The following is a 20601-nucleotide window of genomic DNA, read 5'->3' on the forward strand; positions in this document are numbered from 1 at the left end:
TCCGACCTCCGAGCGGATCGGCGGCAATACGGGCGCGGATTCACAACTTGAACGGATCGTTTATACGTCGATTGGGGCATCGACAAGTGAGCGAGTCGCGGTCTCTGCCGCAGACCTGGCGGCCAATTCGGGCAGGATCCCCACGGACGTTGGCGAATTCGCCGCCAGGTGGCCCCCGGAGACCTGAATTGCCTCCCCCTTCTACAGCGACCGGCTTTCAAGTACTGTCCGCTCTTCTATCCCTGACATCCCGGCTGGAGTTGTAAATGACGCTTAGGGTCACGGCGCGCGAGTTCTTACGAGGAACACTTCATCGTCTTGGCCTGACGAGAGTCATCGACTGGCTGCGCCAGGCGAGGGGGAATAGATTCACCATCGACAAGCGCGCTCCCGTGCGGGATCGCTTCGCTGCAATTTATCAGAACGATCTTTGGAAGCTGAATGAGGGCCAGCCCTCTTCAGGAGCCGGGTCAAGTGAGCGCGCGGCACAGAAAGTCATCGCGACCCTTCCGAAAGTCCTATCCGAGCTCGGCATATCGTCGCTCCTAGACATCGGCTGCGGAGACTTCACCTGGATGAAGAAGATAGAACTGCCCTGCTCATACACCGGGATCGATATCGTTCCGTCCGTCATTGCGCACAACCAGAAGGAATTTTCCACTGCGCAGCGGAATTTCATTTGCCTGGATGCCATCACCGAAGATATTCCGGCCGCGGATGCGGTGTTTTGCCGGGAGGTGCTTTTCCACCTGAGCTTTGCGGATAGCATGAGCCTGATCAGAAACGTCTACAATTCAAAAAGCAGATTCTTTCTGACGACGACAGAACGAGCGACTGGGTACAACTCCGACATCGACAGCGGAGACTTCCGCATTCTGAATTTACAGATTTCTCCATACAATTTCGGGCCACCGATCATGGAGATTGCCGATGACTCCATCAGCGTCGGCCGGATTATCGGGATCTGGCGGCTCGAAGATTTTCCTGTTTGGGCAAAAGCCGATTCGGAACGTCCTGCGTCCTGACGGCGCAATGCGATCGACGGCGTGCTCAGTGCGATGGCCCCCCGAAGATGCAGGCTATGGTGGCCCGCAAGCGATGCCGGCTCCGCCCGGTTGCCAGGCGCTCCCCTCGCCCCTATTGAGGTCGTTCGACCCCTTAAGGAATCCGGTGAATGACTTTAAAGGATAGATGGCGGGCAATTGCCGGTCTCGTCGAAGGTCCAGGCGGAATCGGCGTCCTGATTTGCTTGTACATTGTCACCGTCGGGTTCTCTTTGAGAGCCGTCACAACTTTCAGCAGCCATTATTTTAGTGCCGCCGCGTTCCATATTTTCTACGAGCCGGCTCGATTGCCGGTGGCAGTCGCAGTGGTCGCAGCCTTCGCCTTTGTCGGAATGATCTTCTTGGTAGCTCGTTTCAGTTTCGGGTACCTGGTCGGATTCTATTTCTATTCGATGATCCTCGGCTATCTTTGGCTAAACTGCTTCAGCGACTTCCACTACGATCACAGATTGGCTGGATGGTCTGCGGCTTTTTCGGCTGTTGCGTTTCTTGTCCCCGCCACACTGATCGTATCACCTGTTGGCAGAGCATACGAACTGCCCGCGAGCGTGTTCGATCATTTGCTGACGCTCATCCTGCTGTTATCCTTGGCCACGATCATAGCGGGTGCGATTTTTAATTTCAGAATTGTACCCATAGAGGATATCTACCGCTACCGTGACAAGCTCGATTTTCCTGCCGGACTCAGGTACGCGATCGGGATCATCACCACCACCATGCTCCCCTTCGCTTTTGCCTGTTTCGTTGCGCGAAGAAACATTTGGCGCGCGGGTGCGGCGCTGGTTCTCTCTCTGCTATTTTATCCGGTTACGCTGACCAAGTTCGCTGTTTTTACGCCAGTTTGGCTGGTCTTTGTTGCCTTTCTCGCCAGATATTTCGGATCCAGAACTGCCGTCATTCTCTCCCTGTTGCTGCCGATGCTTGCAGGACTCCTGACCTCCATTTTCATGGTGTTGCCAACCCTCTTCTACACAGTCAATTTTCGGATGATGATAATCCCGTCGAACGCCTTCGATATCTACAACGATTATTTCTCCAGGCACGAGCTGACCCATTTCTGTCAGATCGGATTCCTGAAGCCGTTCGTTTCATGTGCCTACAGCGAACCACTGACGATCGTGATGAATCGAGCTTATGAACTCGGATATTTGAATGCGTCACTGTTTGCGACCGAAGGCGTCGCCTCTGTCGGCCCCATGCTTGCACCGATCGCGGCGTTCGCGAGCGGGCTGGTCTTCGCTTTCGGCAATCGTCTGTCTGCGGATCTGCCGCCCAGCTTTGTCTTGATTTCCAGCGCGATCCTGCCGCAGGTCTTTCTCAACGTTCCTCTGTCGACTACGCTTCTGACGCATGGGGCTGGGGTACTCTTTCTACTCTGGTATGTGACGCCGCGCGCGATGTTCGAACGATCATCTGCGCGATGAAGGCTCCGCGCCCCTCACCTCCCGAGGCGCGGTTCGCTAAAGCATGACGAAGGACGGGATCCTTCCTCGGCGTACGCGAAGGCGATCGCGAGGCTTTTACCCGTTGCCGACGGCCACCAGCGAGACACGGCGCACACCAAGTCCGTGCAGGCGCTTGTCACCGCTTGCGGCATTCAAGTCGCAAGGCCAGAGCGGCGTGCAGTCGTCCAGCTGAAGGCGAACCCGGTCGGATCGGAGCCGGAGGAGGCGCTCCGGCACGAGGCCTTCGAGCACGACCACGTCCCCCTCCTGCCTGCGTTCGACGTCACGGCGGCGTCGTTGACGCGCAGCACGGCTTCGTCGACCGCTGCCTACGAGATCGCGGGTGCAACTCCCCAGCGCACAGTGTGATCTCCGCCCCTGGGTCTAAGGCATGCCCATATCTGGTGGTGCGGCGGATTGCCCCGGGTTGGCCGCGAGGGATTCCAGAATCGGAAGTCTGTGTGATTTCTATTGCAGCACTCCATGGTTGGACGGGGTGCCGCGATGTCGTCACGAATTGACTGGACGTTGGGCCGGTTCTGAGATTGTCGTCTCGATAAAGGGGGCGGCGCTTGTCGAACGCATGGTTGCGGGCAGAATTGTCTGCCTACGGCGGCTTTTGCCGGGAGATCGCGCGCTGGAGGTGCGGTTCAACCGCTTTCTTGGCCACGACAAGGTGAGAGCGGAGCGGATCAGCGAAAGCTGGGGCGAAAGCATGGCCGCGACAGTAGAAAGCCGTCATGTGCTGGCCATCCAGGATACCAGCGAGATTCACTTCAACACGACGCCGCAACGCCGACGCAGGCTCGGAGAAATCGGCAAAGATCGCCGGCTAGGCCGAGATGTTGAGAACCGGCTCCATGTTCCAGTTGCGGTGATCCTGGTGCCACGTATATTCCGCGAGCTAGAAAGGCTCGTCCGGCGGCTTGTTGAACAGGTTCGAGTTCCTCAATACGAGGTTCGACCCAAAGAGCGAGAGAGCGAGGCCATGGGTCCCAGAATTTCGGGCGAGGAGCACAGATCGTAGACGGTCCGGCTGTCGAGGTGACGGACGCGCAGACTGAACGGGCAATAGCGCGTCGGCGTGGTTAGCACGCGCTCGAGAATGGTCTGGCGCGCCTACTGCGCCTGCTGCGGATCAAAGGCGGTGAACGGCCCCAGGTAACCATGGCGTCGAAGGTTTCGATCTCCGCTGCGGAGAGTGAATGCATCGATTTTGGCGACATCGGACTCGGCCTAACGGAATGCGCGGTCCTGAACGATGTTGCGCTCGGCTGCGCACAGCAGATCCGCGTGAGCCCCGGCGGTCTCGCACCAACCTTTCGCAATGGCGTGAGCTAGCGCGGAGGCGGTTTCTCCGCCCCAGTTCAACGATCTGAATCCCCGTGTCGGAGAAGCTGGCCTGCAGACCCCCGAAACTTCAACCTGTAGTGAGGTGACCCGGCCAGCGCCACCACGGAGACGCCTTGCGACGGGGCAAACATGGCAGCGTGGTAGCTGCCGGTAACGACAAGGCAGCAATCGCCGGCCCGTGCCAGTAGCAAGTCCGCGATGGTCATCGACCCGCTCCGCCAAGTCGCCCAGCGTCTCGCGGATGGCATCCGCGTCGGAAGGCCCGAAGACCGAAATCGGAACGGGGACGATCAGCGCGTCCAGATCAACGACCGCGCCGCGCAACATCTTGCGCCGGTCGGCGATTGTGGCAGGCCCGACGCCGGCATAGTCGGCGCAACGCACGTTGATGCCAGCCCCCTGCCCAGCACCTCGGGCCGCCTCGCAAGCGCGAACTCGATGGCCCCGTCGCCCGCGATCACCATCCGATCGGTCGGAACTCCGAAGGAGCGGAGCACGTCGGGGCTCTGCGGCGGTTCTCGGCAAACGATGCGGCCGAGCTTCGGCAGCACCGACAGCATTCTCTCCGCCAGCGCCCGGCCTCGGACGGCCTCGAACCCGCAACTCAGGATCGCCGCCGGCTTGCCGCGCCGCAAGCCCGCCGCCGGCGTATCGAGAACTCTGCGTGCGTGAGGCGCGAAGCTCTCGGTGAAATACCCGCTACCCGCCGCCGGGACCAGGTCGCAGTCGCGCAAGAGCTCCATTCGCCGCGCGTCGCTGGCCGCCTCGCCCGCGGCAACGGCCGTGACGCCTCCACCCTGCGCCTGCGCGACATTCGCCTCCGCCCTGATCCAGCGTCTCGCAGCCCGGCCAGATGCCGCGCAGCCTTGCCACGATGCCTCCAAAGATCGCCCGATCGCCGTGATTGCTGTTGTCGGCGAAATCATTTCCGGATTCGACGAGCAGCTTGACGGTCATCGGGAGGCTCGGAGGTCCTACGGATCGGCAGATTAGTGTTGCGATACTTGCCTAATCCACAAACACCACAGTCTTGCGGCCGTTGAGGATGACGCGGTCGTCGAGGTGGTAGCGGATCGCGCGCGCCAGCACGCGCCGCTCGATATCGCGGCCCTTGCGGACGAGATCCTCCGGCGTGTCGCGGTGGCTGATGCGCTCGACGTCCTGATCGACGATCGGGCCTTCGTCGAGGTCGCGCGTGACGTAATGGGCGGTTGCACCGATCAGCTTGACGCCCCGCTCATGGGCCTGGTGATAGGGCTTTGCGCCCTTGAAGCCCGGCAGGAACGAGTGGTGGATGTTGATGCAGCGGCCGGAAAGCTTGGCAGAAAGGTCATCCGACAGGATCTGCATGTAGCGCGCGAGCACGACGAGATCGGTTCCGGTCTTGGCGACGAGATCGAGGATCTGCGCCTCCTGCTCGCGCTTGGTCTCCTTGGTGACAGGCAGATGGTGGAACGGGATGCCGCCGAAATCGAGCCCGGCATAGGCCTCGCGCGGATGGTTGGAGACGATTGCGGTCGGGACCATCGGCAACTCGCCGGTGCGCCAGCGATAGAGGATGTCGACCAGGCAATGGTCGGACCTCGACACCAGCAGCATCACCTTGCGATGCGCAGCACGGTCGCGCATCTGCCAATCCATGCCGAAACGCTCCGCGATCGCGGCAAAGCCGGTCTGGAGCGCCGACAGTTCCACAGCGAGATCGGCGGCGGTGAACACCACGCGCATGAAGAACTTCTTGGTCTCGATGTCGTCGAACTGCTGGGCATCGAGAATGTTCTGTCCGTTATGGGCCAGGAAGGTCGACACCGCCGAGACGATGCCGGGACGATCCGGGCAGGACAGGGTCAGGACATATTGATGATCGGGCATGGCTCTTGATGAAGGTTTGGGCAGAGGATGCGGAACCCCGCGATTTGCGCCCTGCTCTATCACCGACCCCGCCCTTGCGCCAATCCCGAGCGCGGAGTCAGGATGAACAGACGATTGCGAATTCTGACCGGAGCATCCCCATGGCCGACCGCTTGAACGGCTACCGCATCCTGATCCTGGAGACGCGCGAGGAGGCGCAGTTTTCAAAGCTTCTGGCCGAGCAGGGTGCCGATGTCGTGCAGTGCCCGATGTTCACGATTCACGACGCGCCCGATCCCGCCCCGGTCGAGGCCTGGATCCGCCGCGCCATCGACCAGCCCTTTGACGACCTCGTGCTGATGACGGGCGAAGGCCTGCGGCGGATCATGAAGCTCGCGCGGACCCGTGGTCTCGACCAGGCTCTGGTCGCAGCCCTCGCCAAATCGCGAAAATTCACCCGCGGCCCGAAGCCCGGCAAGGCGTTGCGCGAGATCTCTCTCGATGCGCAGCAGACGACGGAGAAGCCGACCACCGAGGGCGTGATCGAAATGCTGGGCAGGCTCGATCTGAAGGGGCGACGCGTCGGCCTTCAGCTTTATCCGGACAAGGACCACAGCGCACTGACCGGCGCACTTGCCGCGCAGGGCGCCGATGTCGATACCGTTCTGCCTTATGCCTACGATTCCAAGGCAGCGGATGCCAACATCGTCGCCGCCATCGACGACATGGCCGAGGGGCGGATCGATTCCATCGCGCTGACCAATCTTGGCCAGGTCCGCCGCCTCGTGGAGGCCGCGAAGGCACATGGCAGTGAGGCGAAGTTGCGCGCAGGGTTGGAGCGGACGCTGATTGCGTCGGTGGGTCCTGCGGTGTCCGGGGAGCTCGCCGCGCATGGCCTGCGCACCGACATCGCGCCGGCGGAAGACCACTATTTCATGCGCCCGCTGATCTCGGCGATGGCGGCAGCGCTCGCCGAGAAACGACCGAAGGTGGCGGGCCAATCACCAGGCGCCGATGCCTAGCTCGCCACCTGCGAGGCGGCCGACATCAACTCCTGAGGGCTCGGAGCCCCGAACATGCGGTGGCCGCCTTCAGGAACCTCGGTAAAGGTCCAGCGCACGATCCCCTCGCGATCGAGCAGGAACTGGCCGAACAGCTGGCCCTGGCCGGTTGCCGCCATGCGCTGATCGGCCTCCATCATCTCGTAACCGTCCTTGTTGTTGAGGTACTCGGCAGCCGCCAACCGATTCATCGACCCCGATGTTTCGCCGGGCACATCCACCTGCATGCTCTTGACGACGTCCATACCCACCTTGCGCGGCCACTCGGTTTCGTTCTCCGTAAACTCGATAGTGGGCAGGCCGAACGCGCGGTGCGAGACCCGCTCGGGGTCGGACGCGGCGAGCAGATTGGGCAAGGGATGATAGCGGAAGTAGAGCCGCGCGCGTTCGATGGGCGTATTCACGACCGTAAGACTTTCGACGCCCTTGTCGCGCAGGGCTGCGCCAAGTTGCGCTTGTGCCGCGATATGGCGCCGACAGAACGGGCAGTGCAGCCCGCGAAACAAGCCGATCAATATCGGGCTATGCCCGCGAAAATCCTGGAGCGCGATCGTTCCATCGCGTGTGATGGCGTCCAGCACGATGTTCGGCGCGCGATCGCCCGGCTGAAGCGGTCCGTCGACATGAAGTTCTGACATGGTTGAACTCCTTCATATGACCTAGTCAAGAAATGGCAGTACGATCAGCCCGGCGGGATCAAGCCCATGGCGGGCGCAGACATCATGGGCCAGCGCGAAATATCGGTCGGCCTCGGGCATGTCGCCTCGATCAAGGCTCAGCGTGGCGAGACCATCATAGCATGGAAACAGCTGCTGCGGCTCACCGGTTTCGTTCGCCACCTCGATTGCCTCATTGTAGCAGAGGGCGGCCAGATCGGGGCGGAAGTGGCATTGATGGATTTGCCCGAGCACGATCAGGGGCACGGAGAGATGCTCGCGCTGATCGAGTGCACGGTCGATTTCGATCGCCTTTTCGGCAGCCGGCACCCCTTCCTCGGTACATCTGTCCGTGAAGGTGCAACAGGCAACGGCAAAATTGGCAAGGAGGCGCGCCTGGAAGCCGAGATCCCCGATCCGACGCGCGACATCGAGTCCACGCCGGCAGACCTCCACGGCTTTCGCCGGGTCGACGATCGTGTAGAGCACACCGAGATTGGTGTAGCCGCGGCAGGCTACGTTGAGGAGGCCGGCGGTTTCGGCGGCGGCAACACTTTGCTCCACCTCGCGCACCGCCTCCTCGTGTCGTCCAAGCCGCGCCAGCGCAACGCCCTTGGTGTTGAGGGCCTCCGCAATCGCACGTGCCGCCTCGGGCCCACCCTGCTCGTCCGCGTCCGCCGGTACGGACCGTGCATAGCCGAGCGCCTCGTCTGCCCATCTTGCGGCGGCGACGTGATCGCCGGTCCGAAACGCGAGACGGCCACGCTCCTGCAACAGATGCGCCCACTCGATGGGCGCGTCGGTCCCTCCAAGCAGTTTGGCCGCCTCGGCGTAATGCGTCTCTGCCCTGATCCGCTTGCCGGCGTCCCACAGCAATCGTCCAAGCTTGCGAAGAATTCGCGCTTCGCCGATCCGGTCCTGGATGGCGCGGTGCCCCTCCAACGCGCTCTGATAGTGCTCCTCGGCCGTATTCCGTCGGCCAGCCGCGCCACAGAGGTCCGCAATCCGCTCGTACAGGACCAGACGTTCCGGCTCCTGTTCGCCGCCGGTCAACAGCACGGCGAGGGCCTGTTGGTAGAGACGGATGGCATCGTCATTGGCATAGCTGGCGCGTGCGCGATCGCCGGCTGCGCGCAGATAGCGTGCGCCTTTCGGCTTGCTCGCGCTCAGACTGAAGTGATGTCCGAGCAGTATGAGATCGTCGAGGCGCTCGGGCTCGGTGCCATAGAGCCTCTCGAACGCCCCGCCGATCCGTCCATGAAGCTCGATCCGGCGCTGCAGAAGCAGGTTTTGATAGATCACGTCCTGAAGCATGGTTTGCGTGAAGCGGTAGGTCCGCAGCGAAATCGAGTTCGCGCCCGCGATCTCCTCGATGATCTCCGCGTCGCACAGAAGCTCGAGCCCTGCTTCAACCCTTGCCGGCTCGGTTGCCGCCGCACCGAGAGCAACCGCATCAAAACGCGGGCCGATCACGGCGGCCTCCTGTGCCAGGCGGCGCACCTGATGCGGCAACCGGTCGAGACGCGCCAGCAACAACGCCTGAATGCTTGCCGGGATATCGGCGGCGGCGTCATCCGACTTCATCCGCCACTGCGCGCCGTCGCGCTCGAGGGTGCCGGCTTCGATGAGGCCGCGTATGATCTCCTCGAGGAAAAGCGGATTGCCGCCGGCGCGATCGAGGATTCGACCGAACAGGGCTCCCGGCGGTTCACGCCAACCGTGACTGAAATAGGCCGCGAGCAGCCTTTGTCCGTCGGCGTCGCCAAGCGGGGGCAGCCGGAGGGTCGTGTGGCTGATCCTGCTCGAACCGAACTGGTCCAGTTCCAGCATCGGCCGATGCGTAAACAGCAGCATCAGCCGCGTCCGCTCCAGCCGGTCCATCAGGAACCGCAACGCTTCAAGCGACACCGCGTCGGCCCAATGCAGATCCTCGACGATGATCAGCAGTGGCGACAGTGCCAGGCGGCGTTCGAAGACGGTGCGAATCGCGAAGAATATCTGCCGGCGGAGCTGTTCGGGCTCGACATGCCTGAGCGCGGCGTTGGGGTCGCCGAGGCCGAGGACGTGCAGATAGAGGGGCATCAGGCGGTCGGCCTCGTCGGTCGCGAGGCCAAGCTCCGACAGCGCTTCGGCGACCTTTGCCTCCGCCTCTGCGGCGCCCGCCTTCTGCGCGATGCCATAGGCGCTGCGCAGCACGGCGGCGAGAGTGCCGTAGGATTGTTCGCCGAGCGGCGAGCACGCCGCGTGCCGGATCGCCACGCCGGCGAATCGATCCTGGTCGCGGATGCGCGCGACGAACTCGCTGACCAGGCGCGTTTTCCCGATGCCGGCTTCACCGACCAGCCGCACCAGTTGAGCCGCGCCGCCGCACGCGCGATCAAGGCTGCCGATCAGGCGCGCAAGCTCGGCGTCGCGCCCGATCAACGGCGCATTGAGGCCCAGCGTGTCGAGACCGCGCGCGGCACGGGGCGTGTCGAGCGGCTCCTTCAGACGGTGGACCAGCACGCTGCCCATCTTGCCCTTGAGCGAGACCTCGCCAAGCGAGTCATAGGAGAACGCATGCCGCGTCAGACGGTGGGTCAACGGCCCGACCAGCACCTCGCCCGGAGCCGCCATCGACTGTAGCCGCTGGGCGGTATTCACCGTGTCGCCGGTCACCGAATAGGATTTGGAAACGCCCGCACCGAGCCCGCCCGCGACGACGTGCCCGGTGTTGATGCCGACATGGAGCAGCAGTGGTGAACCGGCATACGCCTTCGCGCGTTCGCTGAGACGCGCCGTCCGGCCGATCATGTCGAGGGCAGCGCGCACCGCCCGCTCCGGGTCGTCCTCGTGCGCCGCCGGCGCGCCAAACAGAGCTAGCAGCGCATCGCCGATGAATTTGTCCACGAAGCCGCCAAAGCTTTGCACCGCGGCCGTCAACTCCTCGAACAATTCGTTTTGAAGCGTCTGCATGACCTCGGGGTCGAGCCGCTCGCTCATCGCAGTGAAACCGCTGAGGTCGGCAAACAGCACGGTGATGGTGCGGCGGTTCGCCTCGCTGTCGATCTTGTCCGACGGAGCTCGAAATGCGGCTTGAGCGTCCTCCGTCGGCACGAGCGGCGGAGAGGAGGACCGGATCGGGAGCGTCGTCGGGCTCGTCCGCGCCGATGCCTGCCCGCCTGTGGGGACCTCGGCGACGAAGGCACCGCATTTCGGGCAATAGGCGAAATCCGGCGCGCATGGAAACCCGCAGCCGGGGCACGCGTTCGGTTGCTTCGTGCCGCACTTCGGGCAGAAGGCAAAGCCGCTCTGGACCTCTAAACCACAGCAAGAGCAGTTCATTGGTCAAGACCTCGCGGAAGCCGCGATGGCGCGAGCTCCTGGACCTGCCGAATGGGCCCAGGAACCAGGCAAGCATGGGCTCGTCACACGGGAAGAGCAAGCGGTGGTTGATCACCCGCTCCGTATCGGCTAGGCGACGAAGCGATGCCGCGGGCGCACTGGCACACCGCAAATCGTCGGCAAGCATGGCGGCATGCGGTAGCGCCAATTGACAGAGGCATGGCCGGGGCTACCCTGCCAACAGAAGAACAAGAATAAGGGGGAATCGCCGTGAAACCCGTCATCGCATCTTGAGCACATCCGCACTCGCGCCGTTCCGCATCCGCAACTATCGCTTCCAGTGGCCGTCCGATCTGCTCACCTCGTGGGCGTTCGAAGTGGAGACGCTGGTGCTCGGCTGGTACATCATGGTCGAGACGGGCTCCGTGCTGCTGCTCACCGTGCTTGCGTCGCTGCAGTTCGTCGGGACCTTGGTCGCGCCGGTGCTCGGCATGATCGGCGACCGGATGGGTCATCGCGATCTCCTGGTCGTGATGCGTCTTGCCTATACCGCGCTCTCGTCGACCATCATGGTTCTGGCGCTGACCGGTCATTTGTCGCCGCTGAGCGTGATGATCATCGTCGCGCTCATGGGGCTGATCCGTCCCTCCGATCTCGGCGTTCGCGGCGCGCTGCTTGCCGAGATCATGCCGGCCGAGCAACTGGTGGGCGCCATCAGCGTTGCGCGCACGACCCAGGACAGCGCCCGCATCGCCGGAGCGCTGACCGGCGCAGGCCTGTTCGCCGTCCTCGGCATCGGCCTCGTTTACGTGGCAATCGCCTGTCTGTATCTCGCGGCCGCACTTCTCATGCTCTGCCTGACCCGGCCGAAAAGGACCGTCACGACGAGCGATCTTCCGGCGAACAGCCACGCGGTCTCGCGATTGCTGGGCGACCTCAAGGAAGGGATCGTCTATGCCTGGAACGGCCCGGGAATGCGCGCGGCGCTGTGCGTCGCCTTCCTGGCCAATCTCACCGCATTTCCCTTCACCGGCGGACTATTGCCCTACATCGCGCGGGACATCTTTCATACCGACCAAACCGGCCTCGGCTATCTCTCGGCGAGCTTCGCCGTGGGCTCGCTGATCGGCTCCATCACGCTCAGCCTGGTCAGCGGACTGCGCATTGCCCGGCTTCTCATCGGCGCGACGCTGGCCTGGTACGCCATGCTGCTGGTGTTCGTCGAGATCAGGACCATGCCGGTGGCGATGGCCTGCCTCGTTCTCGCCGGCATCGCCCAGAGCATGTCGATGATATCAGCGGCCGTGATCCTGATGCGGACGGCCAGCGCGCACCTGCGCGGCCGCGTCATGGGCGTGCGCATGATGGTGATCTACGGCCTGCCGCTCGGATTGCTCGCGGCCGGCAGCCTGATCGACATCATCGGCTATTCCGCGACGGGCTCGCTCTACGCCGCCGCAGGCTTCATCGCGATGCTGGCGATCGCGGTCCGCTGGCGCGCCGACCTCTGGCCGGTCCACGCCCCCGCAAACGCGCGCTAGTCCCCGTAGCCGCGCAGCCGCTCGACATCGAGAATGGTGACGCCACCATATTCGAGCCGCAGCAGCCCCTCCTTCTCCAGCCGGTTCAGCGCGCGGTTGGCGTTCTGCCGTGACATGCCCGAGAGCGCCCCGATCTCCTCCTGGGTGATTTCCAGATGCGCGGTCGACTCGGGATAGAGGATCGGATTGAACAGCGAGGCGATGCTGCGCGCGAGGCGTGCGGTGGCATCCAGCGTGCGGTTGACCTCGAGCATGCCGATGAACTGGCCGAGCCGCTCGTTGAGCTGACGCACCAGGAAGCGGTTGAAGCCGACGCTGTTCTCGAACAGCCACATGAAGGCGCTGCGTTCCATCAGCGCGACGCGGCTGTCGCGCAGCGCGACCACGTCGTAGCGGCGCGGCTCGTTCTTGAGCACGCTGCCCTCGCCGAACCAGGCCCCGGCCGTCAGCCCCGCAAGGCTCGTCTCCTTGCCGTCGCGCGAGACCCCGCCCATCCGTGCCAGGCCGCTCACCATGCCCGCCCAATAGCTGAACGTATCGCCGCGCATGAACACGGTCTCACCGGTGCGGTAGGACCGTTCCGTGATCCCGGTGCGGGCGACCTCAATCTCCGCGTCCGTGAGCTCGCGCGACCAGGCGGCGACCCGCTTCAGTTGATCCTCTGAAATCATGATGCCGAAGCCAGCCGCACCGTTCGCCACCCAATCTCTCTGCTGCACTGCAACACGATCGCTTCGACCACCATCCGACGAAAGATGAAGGCCACTCCCGCCTGAAAAAACTTTGTCGCAGAATTGTCAGGCGGGAGACATTTCAAAATAGCGCTTTCCCCTATTGAGGACCACCTTGGGCGATGCGGCTTTTGATCCCGATCGGGAGCAAGAGTGGCGCGGCGCCGGTCGAGACCAATAGCTGCATGGCCTCACCGGCACGGCCGTACTAGGATCGCCCGACAGGAACGGACGAAGAGCGCCGCTGAATGCGCCATCACCGGGAGGGATTTGTTTGGTGGCTACCAGTCTCGAAGTGCGCGGCGTGTCCTTGCGATTCGGCGGCGTCCGTGCGCTGACCGATGTCAGCTTTGCCATCAATGACGGCGAGCTGTTCTCGATCATTGGCCCCAACGGCGCCGGCAAGACCTCGATCGTGAATTGTATTTCCGGTCGCTACAAGCCGACCGAGGGCCAGCTGTTCTACCGGGGCCGCGACATCACAGGGCTGACGCCGAACGCGCGCCCCACCCTCGGCATCGGCCGCACCTTCCAGAATCTGGCGCTGTTCCACCACATGAGCGTGCTCGACAACATCATGGTCGGGCGCCATCACCTCCTGAAGAACAATTTCCTCACGGGATCGCTGTACTGGCTCACCGGCGCGCGCAAGGAAGAACTCGAGCACCGCCGCAAGGTCGAAGAGATCATCGACTTCCTCGATCTCCAGTCGGTGCGAAAGGCGCAAGCCGGCACCCTCTCCTACGGCCTGCGCAAACGCGTCGAGCTCGCCCGTGCCATGGCGCTGGAACCGCGCCTCATTCTCCTCGACGAGCCGATGGCCGGCATGAACTTCGAGGAGAAGGAGGACATGGCCCGCTACATCGTCGACCTCAACGAGGAGTTCGGGATGACGGTGGTGATGATCGAGCACGACATGGGCGTGGTGATGGACATCTCCCACCGCGTCATGGTGCTCGATTTCGGCCGCAAGATCGCCGAGGGCGATCCGGCCGCCGTGCTCGCCGATCCCCACGTCAGGCGCGCCTATCTCGGCGAGGAGGACGAGGTGCTGGTCGACCCGGACGATGCTCCGCCAGCGCAGGAGAGTGCGGCATGATGGACTACGCGGGCCGCGTCGCGCAGGCCGACACCTATCCAAAGATGCTGCGGCTCAATGCCAGGGAGCACGGCAACGAGATCGCGTTGCGCGAAAAGGATCTCGGGCTCTGGCGCGTCTTCACCTGGAATGACTACCACACCCGCGTACGCGACTTTGCGCTCGGCCTCATCGAATTGGGCTTGGGGCGCGAGGACGTCATCGGCATCATCGGCGACAACCGGCCAGACTGGGTCGCGGCGGAAGTGGCGACCCACGCCATCGGTGGATTGAGCCTTGGGCTCTATCGCGATGTGCTGGACGAGGAAGCCTCCTACCTCCTCAACTATGGCGAGGCGCAGGTCGTTTTCGCCGAGGACGAAGAGCAGGTCGACAAGCTGCTCGCGCTTGCCGAGCGGGTGCCGCGGCTGAAGCACATCATCTATTCCGATCCGCGCGGCATGCGGAAATACGACGATCCCCGACTGATGTCGGCGGAAGCGTTCGCCGAGCTCGGCCGCGGCCGCGCCACGCGTGAGCCGGAGCTCTACGATCGCCTCGTCGATGCCACCAAGGGCGAGGATGTCGCGATACTCTGCACAACGTCGGGCACCACCTCGCACCCGAAGCTCGCCATGCTCGCCGCCGGCCGCGTGCTCGGCCATTGCGCGACCTATCTCGCCTTCGATCCGAAAGGGCCCGACGACGAATACGTCTCCGTGCTGCCGCTACCGTGGATCATGGAGCAGGTCTATGTGCTCGGCAAAGGCCTCTTGTGCCGGATGAAGATCAACTTCGTCGAAGAGCCTGATACGATGATGAACGATCTGCGCGAAATCGCGCCGACGTTCGTGCTGTTTGCGCCGCGCGTCTGGGAATCCATCGCCGCCGACGTCCGCGCCAAGGTGATGGACGCGACGCCTTTCAAGCAGCGCCTGTTCGACATCGGCATGAAAAGCGGCCTCGCCGCGCTCGAAGACGGCAAACGTTCGAGCTTTGCCGACGCAATCCTGTTCCGCGCGCTCCGCGACCGCCTCGGCTTTACCCGCCTGCGTTCGGCCGCGACCGGCGGCGCGGCACTTGGCCCTGATACCTTCAAGTTCTTCCAGGCCATGGGCGTGCCGCTGCGCACGCTCTACGGCCAGACCGAACTGCTAGGGGCCTACACGCTGCATCCCGAGGGCAAGGTCGATCCCGACACGACGGGCGTGCCGATGGCCGACAGCGTCGAGATCCGCATCGACAATGCCGACGTCCACGGCGTCGGCGAGATCGTGGTGCGGCATCCCCACATGTTCCTGGGTTATTACAAGAACCCGGAAGCGAGCGTTGCCGACATCAGGGACGGCTGGATGCTGTCGGGCGACGCCGGCTACTTCAACGATAACAAGCAGCTCGTCGTCATCGACCGCATCAAGGACCTGGCCGAGACCTCGCGCGGCGAGCGCTTCTCGCCGCAGTTCATCGAGAACAAGCTGAAGTTCTCGCCCTATATCGCGGAGGCCGTGGTGCTAGGGGCCGGCCGCGACGCGCTCGCGGCGATGATCTGCATCCGTTACTCCATCATCTCGAAATGGGCGGAGAAGAGCCGGCTCTCGTTCACGACCTACAGCGACCTCGCCTCGCGCCCCGAGGTCTACGCGCTGCTCAAGAAGGAAGTCGAGACCGTCAACGCCACGCTGCCGCCGGCCCAACGCATCTCGCGCTTCCTGCTGCTCTACAAGGAGCTCGACGCCGACGACGGCGAGCTCACCCGCACCCGAAAGGTGCGTCGCAGCGTCATCAACGAGAAATACGAAGGCATCATCAACGCAATCTACCGCGGCGATGCCGACATCCCCGTCGACACCGTGATCCGCTTCCAGGACGGCACCACGCAACGCGTGCGAACGACGCTGCGCGTGGTGGATCTCGGCGGGCATGGGCATATGGCGGAGGCCGCGGAGTGAGCCTGCTTCCATCCCATCCTGCGGTGCCCGTCGATGCGCCCTCTCCCCCTGTGGGAGAGGGCATCTCCGCAGTCAACCACATCCTCACCCGGGTGAGGGGTCCTCTCTCCGCACCGTCGCTGCCGACAGACCCCCTCACCCGGCTTCGCATCGCGAAGCCACCTTCTCCCACAAGGGGAGAGGGTGCACCGTCATCGCTTCTGCATTTTGCGCGGACATCGACATGAACACCGCCTTCCTCATCCAGCTCCTGGTCAACGGCCTCGTGGTCGGCACGCTCTATGGCGTGGTCGCGATGTCGTTCGTGCTGATCTACAAGGCGACGCAGGTCGTCAACTTCGCGCAAGGTGAACTGCTGCTGGTCGGCGCCTGGGTGTGCTGGGCGCTGCTTGCGAAGTACCAGGTGCCGTTCTGGATCGGCATGCCGATGACGCTGGTGTTCATGTTCGTATTCGGCATCGCGATCCAGGTCCTGATCCTGAGACCGATGATCGGCGAACCCATCATCTCGGTGATCATGGTGACGATCGGCCTCTCGACCGTGCTCCAGGCCACGCTGAAATGGATGTTCGGCGTCAATCCGCAACCGTTCCCGCGCGTGTTCGAGAGCCAGTCGGTCAGCCTGCTCGGGCTTCAGATCCAGACCGTCTATGTCATGAGCCTCGTGGTCTCGGTCGCGATGATGATCGGCATGGCCTGGTTCTTCCGCGCCTCCAAATACGGCCTCGCGATGCGCGCTACCGCGTTCAACCAGCAGGTCGCGCAATCGCTCGGCATCTCCGTCAAGAGCGTGTTCGCGATGGCGTGGGCGATCTCCGCGACAGTGTCGGCGGTCGCGGGCGTGGTGGTCGCCGTCGTCAACGGCGTGTCCTCGGGACTTGCGGCCTACGGCATCAAGGTGTTTCCGGCGGCGATCCTCGGCGGGCTCGATTCCGTTGGCGGCGCCGTGCTCGGCGGCATCATCATCGGCTTGCTCGAGAACATCGCGCAATATGTCGACAGCGAGTATCTGCACTGGGGCAATCTCTACGAGATCGCACCGTTCTACGTCCTCATCATCGTGCTGATGATCAAGCCCTACGGCCTGTTCGGCACCCACGACATCGAGCGGATCTGATCCATGGCCGGCCCTGCCCTCATCCCTGCTGGTGATTTCCGCACCTCCTACGCGGCGGACACCACGATCTTCCCGACCACGACCAGCCGCAACTTTGCGATCATCGGCGTGCTGTTGCTCTGCCTCGTGCCGCAACTCCTTGGCGGGTACTGGCTCAGCATCCTGATCCAGATCGGCATCTTCTCGATCGCGGCGCTCGGCCTCAACATCCTGGTCGGCTTCACCGGCCAGATCTCGATCGGCCATGCCGCCTTTTTCCTGCTCGGCGCCTTCACTTCGGCCTACATCTCCAACAACGCGCCGATCCCGGTGTTCTTCGCGATCCCGCTTGCGGGCGTCGTCACCGCGCTGGTCGGGCTGATCTTCGGCATCCCGGCGGCGCGACTGAAGGGGCTCTACCTCGTCATCGCAACGCTGGCGGCGCAATACATCCTGCTCGACTTCTTCTCCCGCGCAGAGTGGTTCACCGGGGGCTCGGTGCCCGCCAGCGCCAATCCGTTCTCGATCTTCGGCTTCACGCTGCGCGGCGACAGACAGTATTTCTATGTCGTGCTGGCCTATGTGGTCGCGAGCTACGTCCTCGTCACCAATCTGATGCGCACACGCGACGGCCGTGCGCTGGTGGCGATCCGCGACCATTATCTCTCCGCCGAGATCATGGGCATCAACCTCACCAAATACCGCACGCTGTCGTTTGGGCTGGCCGCCTTCTTCGCCGGCATCGCCGGCGCGCTTTATGCCCACTACCAGCTCGTGGTCTCGCAGGAGGGTTTCGGCATCGAGCGCTCGATCCTGTTCCTCGCCATGATCATCATCGGCGGCACCGGTTCGATCATGGGCACGCTGATGGGCACCGCCTTCGTGGTGCTGCTGCCTGAGACGATGGAATTCATCAGCCTGTACCTGAAGGGCGGCGCGATCGACAAGGCGCTGTCCCTCAACACCAACATCACCTTCCTGCGCGAGATCGCGATCGGAGTGATCATCATCGCGTTCCTGATGTTCGAGCCGGATGGGCTTGCCCATCGCTGGCGACAGATCAAGGCGTACTGGAAACTCTACCCGTTCTCGCATTGAGCACGGCAACTCGCTAACCAACTAATAAACAGGAGGAGGCAACCAATGAAGACAAAATCCCTTTTGAGCACTGCATCGCTCGCGCTTGCGATCGCCGCATTCTCGGCCGGCGCGCAGGCGCAGATCGCGATCGGCCATCTCGCCGATTATTCCGGCGGCACCTCCGACGTCGGCACGCCCTACGGCCAGGCCGTCGCCGACACCTTCGCCTGGGTCAACAAGAACGGCGGCGTCGGCGGCAAGCAGCTCAGCGTCGATACCAACGATTACGGCTACCAGGTGCCGCGCGCGATCGCGCTCTACAAGAAATGGTCGGCGCCGGACTCGAAGGTCGCCGCGATCATGGGCTGGGGCACCGCAGACACCGAAGCGCTGACCGGCTTCCTCGCCCAGGACAAGATCCCCGACCTCTCCGGCTCCTATGCCGCAGCCCTCACCGATCCCGAAGGCGTCAGCGGCAAGGCCAAGCCCGCGCCCTACAATTTCTTCTACGGCCCGAGCTATTCGGACTCGCTGCGCGCGATGCTGATGTGGGCGGCCGAGGACTGGAAGGCCAAGGGCAAGCCCGGCAAGCCGAAGTTCGTGCACATGGGCGCCAACCACCCCTATCCGAACGCGCCGAAGGCCGCAGGCGAAGCCATGGCGCAGGAGCTCGGCTTCGAGGTGCTGCCGCCGCTGGTGTTCGCGCTCACACCGGGTGACTACAGCGCGCAGTGCCTGAGCCTGAAATCCTCGGGTGCCAACTACGCCTATCTCGGCAACACCGCGGCTTCCAACATCTCCGTCCTGAAGGCTTGCAAGACCGCCGGCGTCGAGATTCAGTTCCTCGGCAATGTCTGGGGCATGGACGAGAACGCCGCCAAGACCGCCGGCGATGCCGCCAACGGCGTGATCTTCCCGCTGCGCACCGCAGTGAGCTGGGGCGGCGATGCGCCCGGCATGAAGACGGTGATGGAGATCTCCAAGATGTCCGACCCCACCGGCAAGGTCTACCGGCCCGTGCATTACATCGCGGCGGTCTGCTCGGCGCTCTACATGAGGGAGGCGCTCGACTGGGCTGCCAAGAACGGCGGGGCGACCGGCGAGAACGTCGCCAAGGGCTTCTACCAGAAGAAGGACTGGGTGCCGGCCGGAATGGACGGCGTCTGCAATGCCTCGACCTGGACCGACAAGGACCACCGCGGCACGCTGAAGGTCGACCTCTATCGCACCACGATCGCGGGTGCGACCGACGGCGACCTCAATGATCTCATGGCCAAGGGCACGATCAAGCTCGAGAAGGTCAAGACCGTCGAGCTGCCGCGCAAGCCGGAATTGCTGGGGTGGTGAGCCCGGCGCTCACCCAACGCACAACGGTCATCCCCCGCGAAAGCGGGGGATCCAGTACGCCGCGGCCTCTCGGGGAACGTCGAGCGTCTCTGGAATACTGGGTCACCCGCCTTCGCGGGTGACGACATCAAGAGAGTAACTAGCCATGAGTGAACCGGCTCACATCGAGCGTCCCTCCCCCAGCGTCGTGCCCGCGCCGCCCCTCCTCGCCGTCCGCAACATCGAGGTCGTCTATGACGACGTCATCCTGGTGCTGCGCGGCCTCAGCCTCGACGTGCCCAAGGGCGCGATCGTGGCGCTGCTGGGCGCTAACGGCGCCGGCAAGTCGACGACGCTGAAGGCGATCTCGGGGCTGCTCAAGACCGAGGACGGCGAGGTCACGCGCGGCGAGATCCTGTTCGAGGGCTCCGCTATCGCCGGCATCGATCCCGACAAGATCGTGCGTCGCGGCATCTTCCAGGTGATGGAGGGCCGGCGCATCGTCGCCGACATGACGTCGCTCGAAAACCTCAAGCTCGGCGCCTTCACCCGCAGAGACCGCGAGGTCGATGCCGATCTCGACATGGTCTTCAACTATTTCCCGCGCCTGAAGGAGCGCACCGGCCTTGCCGGTTATCTCTCAGGCGGCGAGCAGCAGATGCTCGCGATCGGCCGCGCGCTGATGGCGCGACCGAAGATGATCTTGATGGACGAGCCCTCGATGGGCCTGTCGCCGCTGCTGGTGAAAGAGGTGTTCTCGATCATCCAGAAGATCAACCGCGACCTCGGCGTTACCATCCTGCTGGTCGAGCAGAACGCCCGCGCCGCGCTGTCGGTGGCGAGCCACGGCTACATCATGGAGCAGGGCAAGGTCGTGCTCGACGGCACCGCGGACGAGCTGCGCGACAACGAGGACGTCAAGGAGTTTTACCTCGGCGGCGCCGGCGATCAGCGCAAGAGCTTCAAGAACCTCAAAAGCTTCAAGCGGCGCAAGCGCTGGCTTTGACATAGCGTTTTCAAGCGAAGTGGGAACCGGCTCGCGTGAA

General features: G+C 63.5%; 17 protein-coding genes. 11 read left to right on the forward strand and 6 right to left on the reverse strand.

Annotation, left to right across the window (positions count from 1 at the left end; genetic code table 11):
• Window positions 1–266: 266 nt before the first annotated feature.
• Window positions 267–1025, forward strand: a complete 759-nt coding sequence (locus tag AB7535_RS22690) for a class I SAM-dependent methyltransferase (RefSeq protein WP_439036886.1) — start codon at window positions 267–269, stop codon at window positions 1023–1025.
• A gap of 149 nt (window positions 1026–1174) precedes the next feature.
• Window positions 1175–2488 (forward strand): hypothetical protein, encoded by a 1314-nt coding sequence (locus AB7535_RS22695; protein ID WP_439036887.1) that lies wholly within the window; start codon window positions 1175–1177, stop codon window positions 2486–2488.
• 96 nt (window positions 2489–2584) lie between these two features.
• Here AB7535_RS22695 and AB7535_RS22700 read toward each other — a convergent pair whose 3' ends face one another.
• Entirely contained in the window at window positions 2585–2767 is a 183-nt protein-coding gene (locus AB7535_RS22700) for a hypothetical protein (protein ID WP_439036888.1), read from the reverse strand.
• A 229-nt stretch (window positions 2768–2996) separates the two neighbouring features.
• On the opposite strand from AB7535_RS22700, the gene AB7535_RS22705 reads away from it, so the two are divergent.
• A complete protein-coding gene (locus tag AB7535_RS22705; protein ID WP_441279799.1) occupies window positions 2997–3536 on the forward strand; it encodes a hypothetical protein in 540 nt (179 codons plus the stop codon).
• 616 nt (window positions 3537–4152) lie between these two features.
• Here AB7535_RS22705 and AB7535_RS22710 read toward each other — a convergent pair.
• Both AB7535_RS22710 and purU read right to left on the reverse strand, forming a co-directional pair.
• Window positions 4153–4605, reverse strand: a complete 453-nt coding sequence (locus AB7535_RS22710; protein ID WP_439036890.1) for a hypothetical protein — start codon at window positions 4603–4605, stop codon at window positions 4153–4155.
• Between the two features lie 265 nt (window positions 4606–4870).
• Window positions 4871–5734 (reverse strand): formyltetrahydrofolate deformylase, encoded by an 864-nt coding sequence (purU, locus tag AB7535_RS22715; RefSeq protein ID WP_439036891.1) that lies wholly within the window; start codon window positions 5732–5734, stop codon window positions 4871–4873.
• A gap of 140 nt (window positions 5735–5874) precedes the next feature.
• Here purU and AB7535_RS22720 point away from each other — a divergent pair, with 140 nt between their 5' ends.
• Window positions 5875–6735 carry a uroporphyrinogen-III synthase gene (locus AB7535_RS22720; protein WP_439036892.1) on the forward strand — a complete coding sequence of 287 codons (861 nt, stop codon included), beginning with the start codon at window positions 5875–5877 and terminating at the stop codon, window positions 6733–6735.
• Here AB7535_RS22720 and AB7535_RS22725 read toward each other — a convergent pair.
• Together AB7535_RS22725 and AB7535_RS22730 are read right to left on the reverse strand one after the other, a co-directional pair.
• Window positions 6732–7412 carry a redoxin domain-containing protein gene (locus AB7535_RS22725; protein WP_439036893.1) on the reverse strand — a complete coding sequence of 227 codons (681 nt, stop codon included), beginning with the start codon at window positions 7410–7412 and terminating at the stop codon, window positions 6732–6734. The two genes, AB7535_RS22720 and AB7535_RS22725, sit on opposite strands and share 4 nt — an antisense overlap.
• A gap of 21 nt (window positions 7413–7433) precedes the next feature.
• Window positions 7434–10754, reverse strand: a complete 3321-nt coding sequence (locus AB7535_RS22730) for an adenylate/guanylate cyclase domain-containing protein (protein ID WP_439036894.1) — start codon at window positions 10752–10754, stop codon at window positions 7434–7436.
• Between the two features lie 290 nt (window positions 10755–11044).
• Here AB7535_RS22730 and AB7535_RS22735 point away from each other — a divergent pair, with 290 nt between their 5' ends.
• On the forward strand, window positions 11045–12295 hold the full coding sequence (locus tag AB7535_RS22735) for an MFS transporter (RefSeq protein WP_038957534.1): 1251 nt from the start codon (window positions 11045–11047) through the stop codon (window positions 12293–12295).
• On the opposite strand, the gene AB7535_RS22740 is transcribed toward AB7535_RS22735, so the two are convergent.
• Window positions 12292–12966, reverse strand: coding sequence for a Crp/Fnr family transcriptional regulator (locus AB7535_RS22740; RefSeq protein WP_028152011.1), 675 nt, complete (start codon window positions 12964–12966; stop codon window positions 12292–12294). The genes AB7535_RS22735 and AB7535_RS22740 overlap by 4 nt on opposite strands.
• A 337-nt stretch (window positions 12967–13303) precedes the next feature.
• Here AB7535_RS22740 and AB7535_RS22745 point away from each other — a divergent pair, with 337 nt between their 5' ends.
• From AB7535_RS22745 to AB7535_RS22770, 6 genes are all read left to right on the forward strand, one after another.
• Window positions 13304–14125, forward strand: coding sequence for an ABC transporter ATP-binding protein (locus tag AB7535_RS22745; RefSeq protein WP_014493868.1), 822 nt, complete (start codon window positions 13304–13306; stop codon window positions 14123–14125).
• Window positions 14122–16053, forward strand: coding sequence for a long-chain fatty acid--CoA ligase (locus AB7535_RS22750; RefSeq protein ID WP_439036895.1), 1932 nt, complete (start codon window positions 14122–14124; stop codon window positions 16051–16053). Before AB7535_RS22745 ends, AB7535_RS22750 begins: the two co-directional genes overlap by 4 nt.
• A 223-nt stretch (window positions 16054–16276) precedes the next feature.
• A complete protein-coding gene (locus tag AB7535_RS22755) occupies window positions 16277–17170 on the forward strand; it encodes a branched-chain amino acid ABC transporter permease (protein ID WP_014493866.1) in 894 nt (297 codons plus the stop codon).
• Window positions 17171–17173: 3 nt separating this feature from the next.
• Window positions 17174–18247, forward strand: coding sequence for a branched-chain amino acid ABC transporter permease (locus AB7535_RS22760; protein WP_071912027.1), 1074 nt, complete (start codon window positions 17174–17176; stop codon window positions 18245–18247).
• 45 nt (window positions 18248–18292) lie between these two features.
• Window positions 18293–19576 (forward strand): ABC transporter substrate-binding protein, encoded by a 1284-nt coding sequence (locus AB7535_RS22765; RefSeq protein WP_439036896.1) that lies wholly within the window; start codon window positions 18293–18295, stop codon window positions 19574–19576.
• Window positions 19577–19721: 145 nt separating this feature from the next.
• Window positions 19722–20561, forward strand: coding sequence for an ABC transporter ATP-binding protein (locus AB7535_RS22770; RefSeq protein WP_028152015.1), 840 nt, complete (start codon window positions 19722–19724; stop codon window positions 20559–20561).
• Window positions 20562–20601 lie beyond the last annotated feature (40 nt).

The organism is Bradyrhizobium sp. 956_D2_N1_4 (genome assembly GCF_052076025.1).
In the GTDB taxonomy this organism is placed as follows: domain Bacteria; phylum Pseudomonadota; class Alphaproteobacteria; order Rhizobiales; family Xanthobacteraceae; genus Bradyrhizobium; species Bradyrhizobium barranii.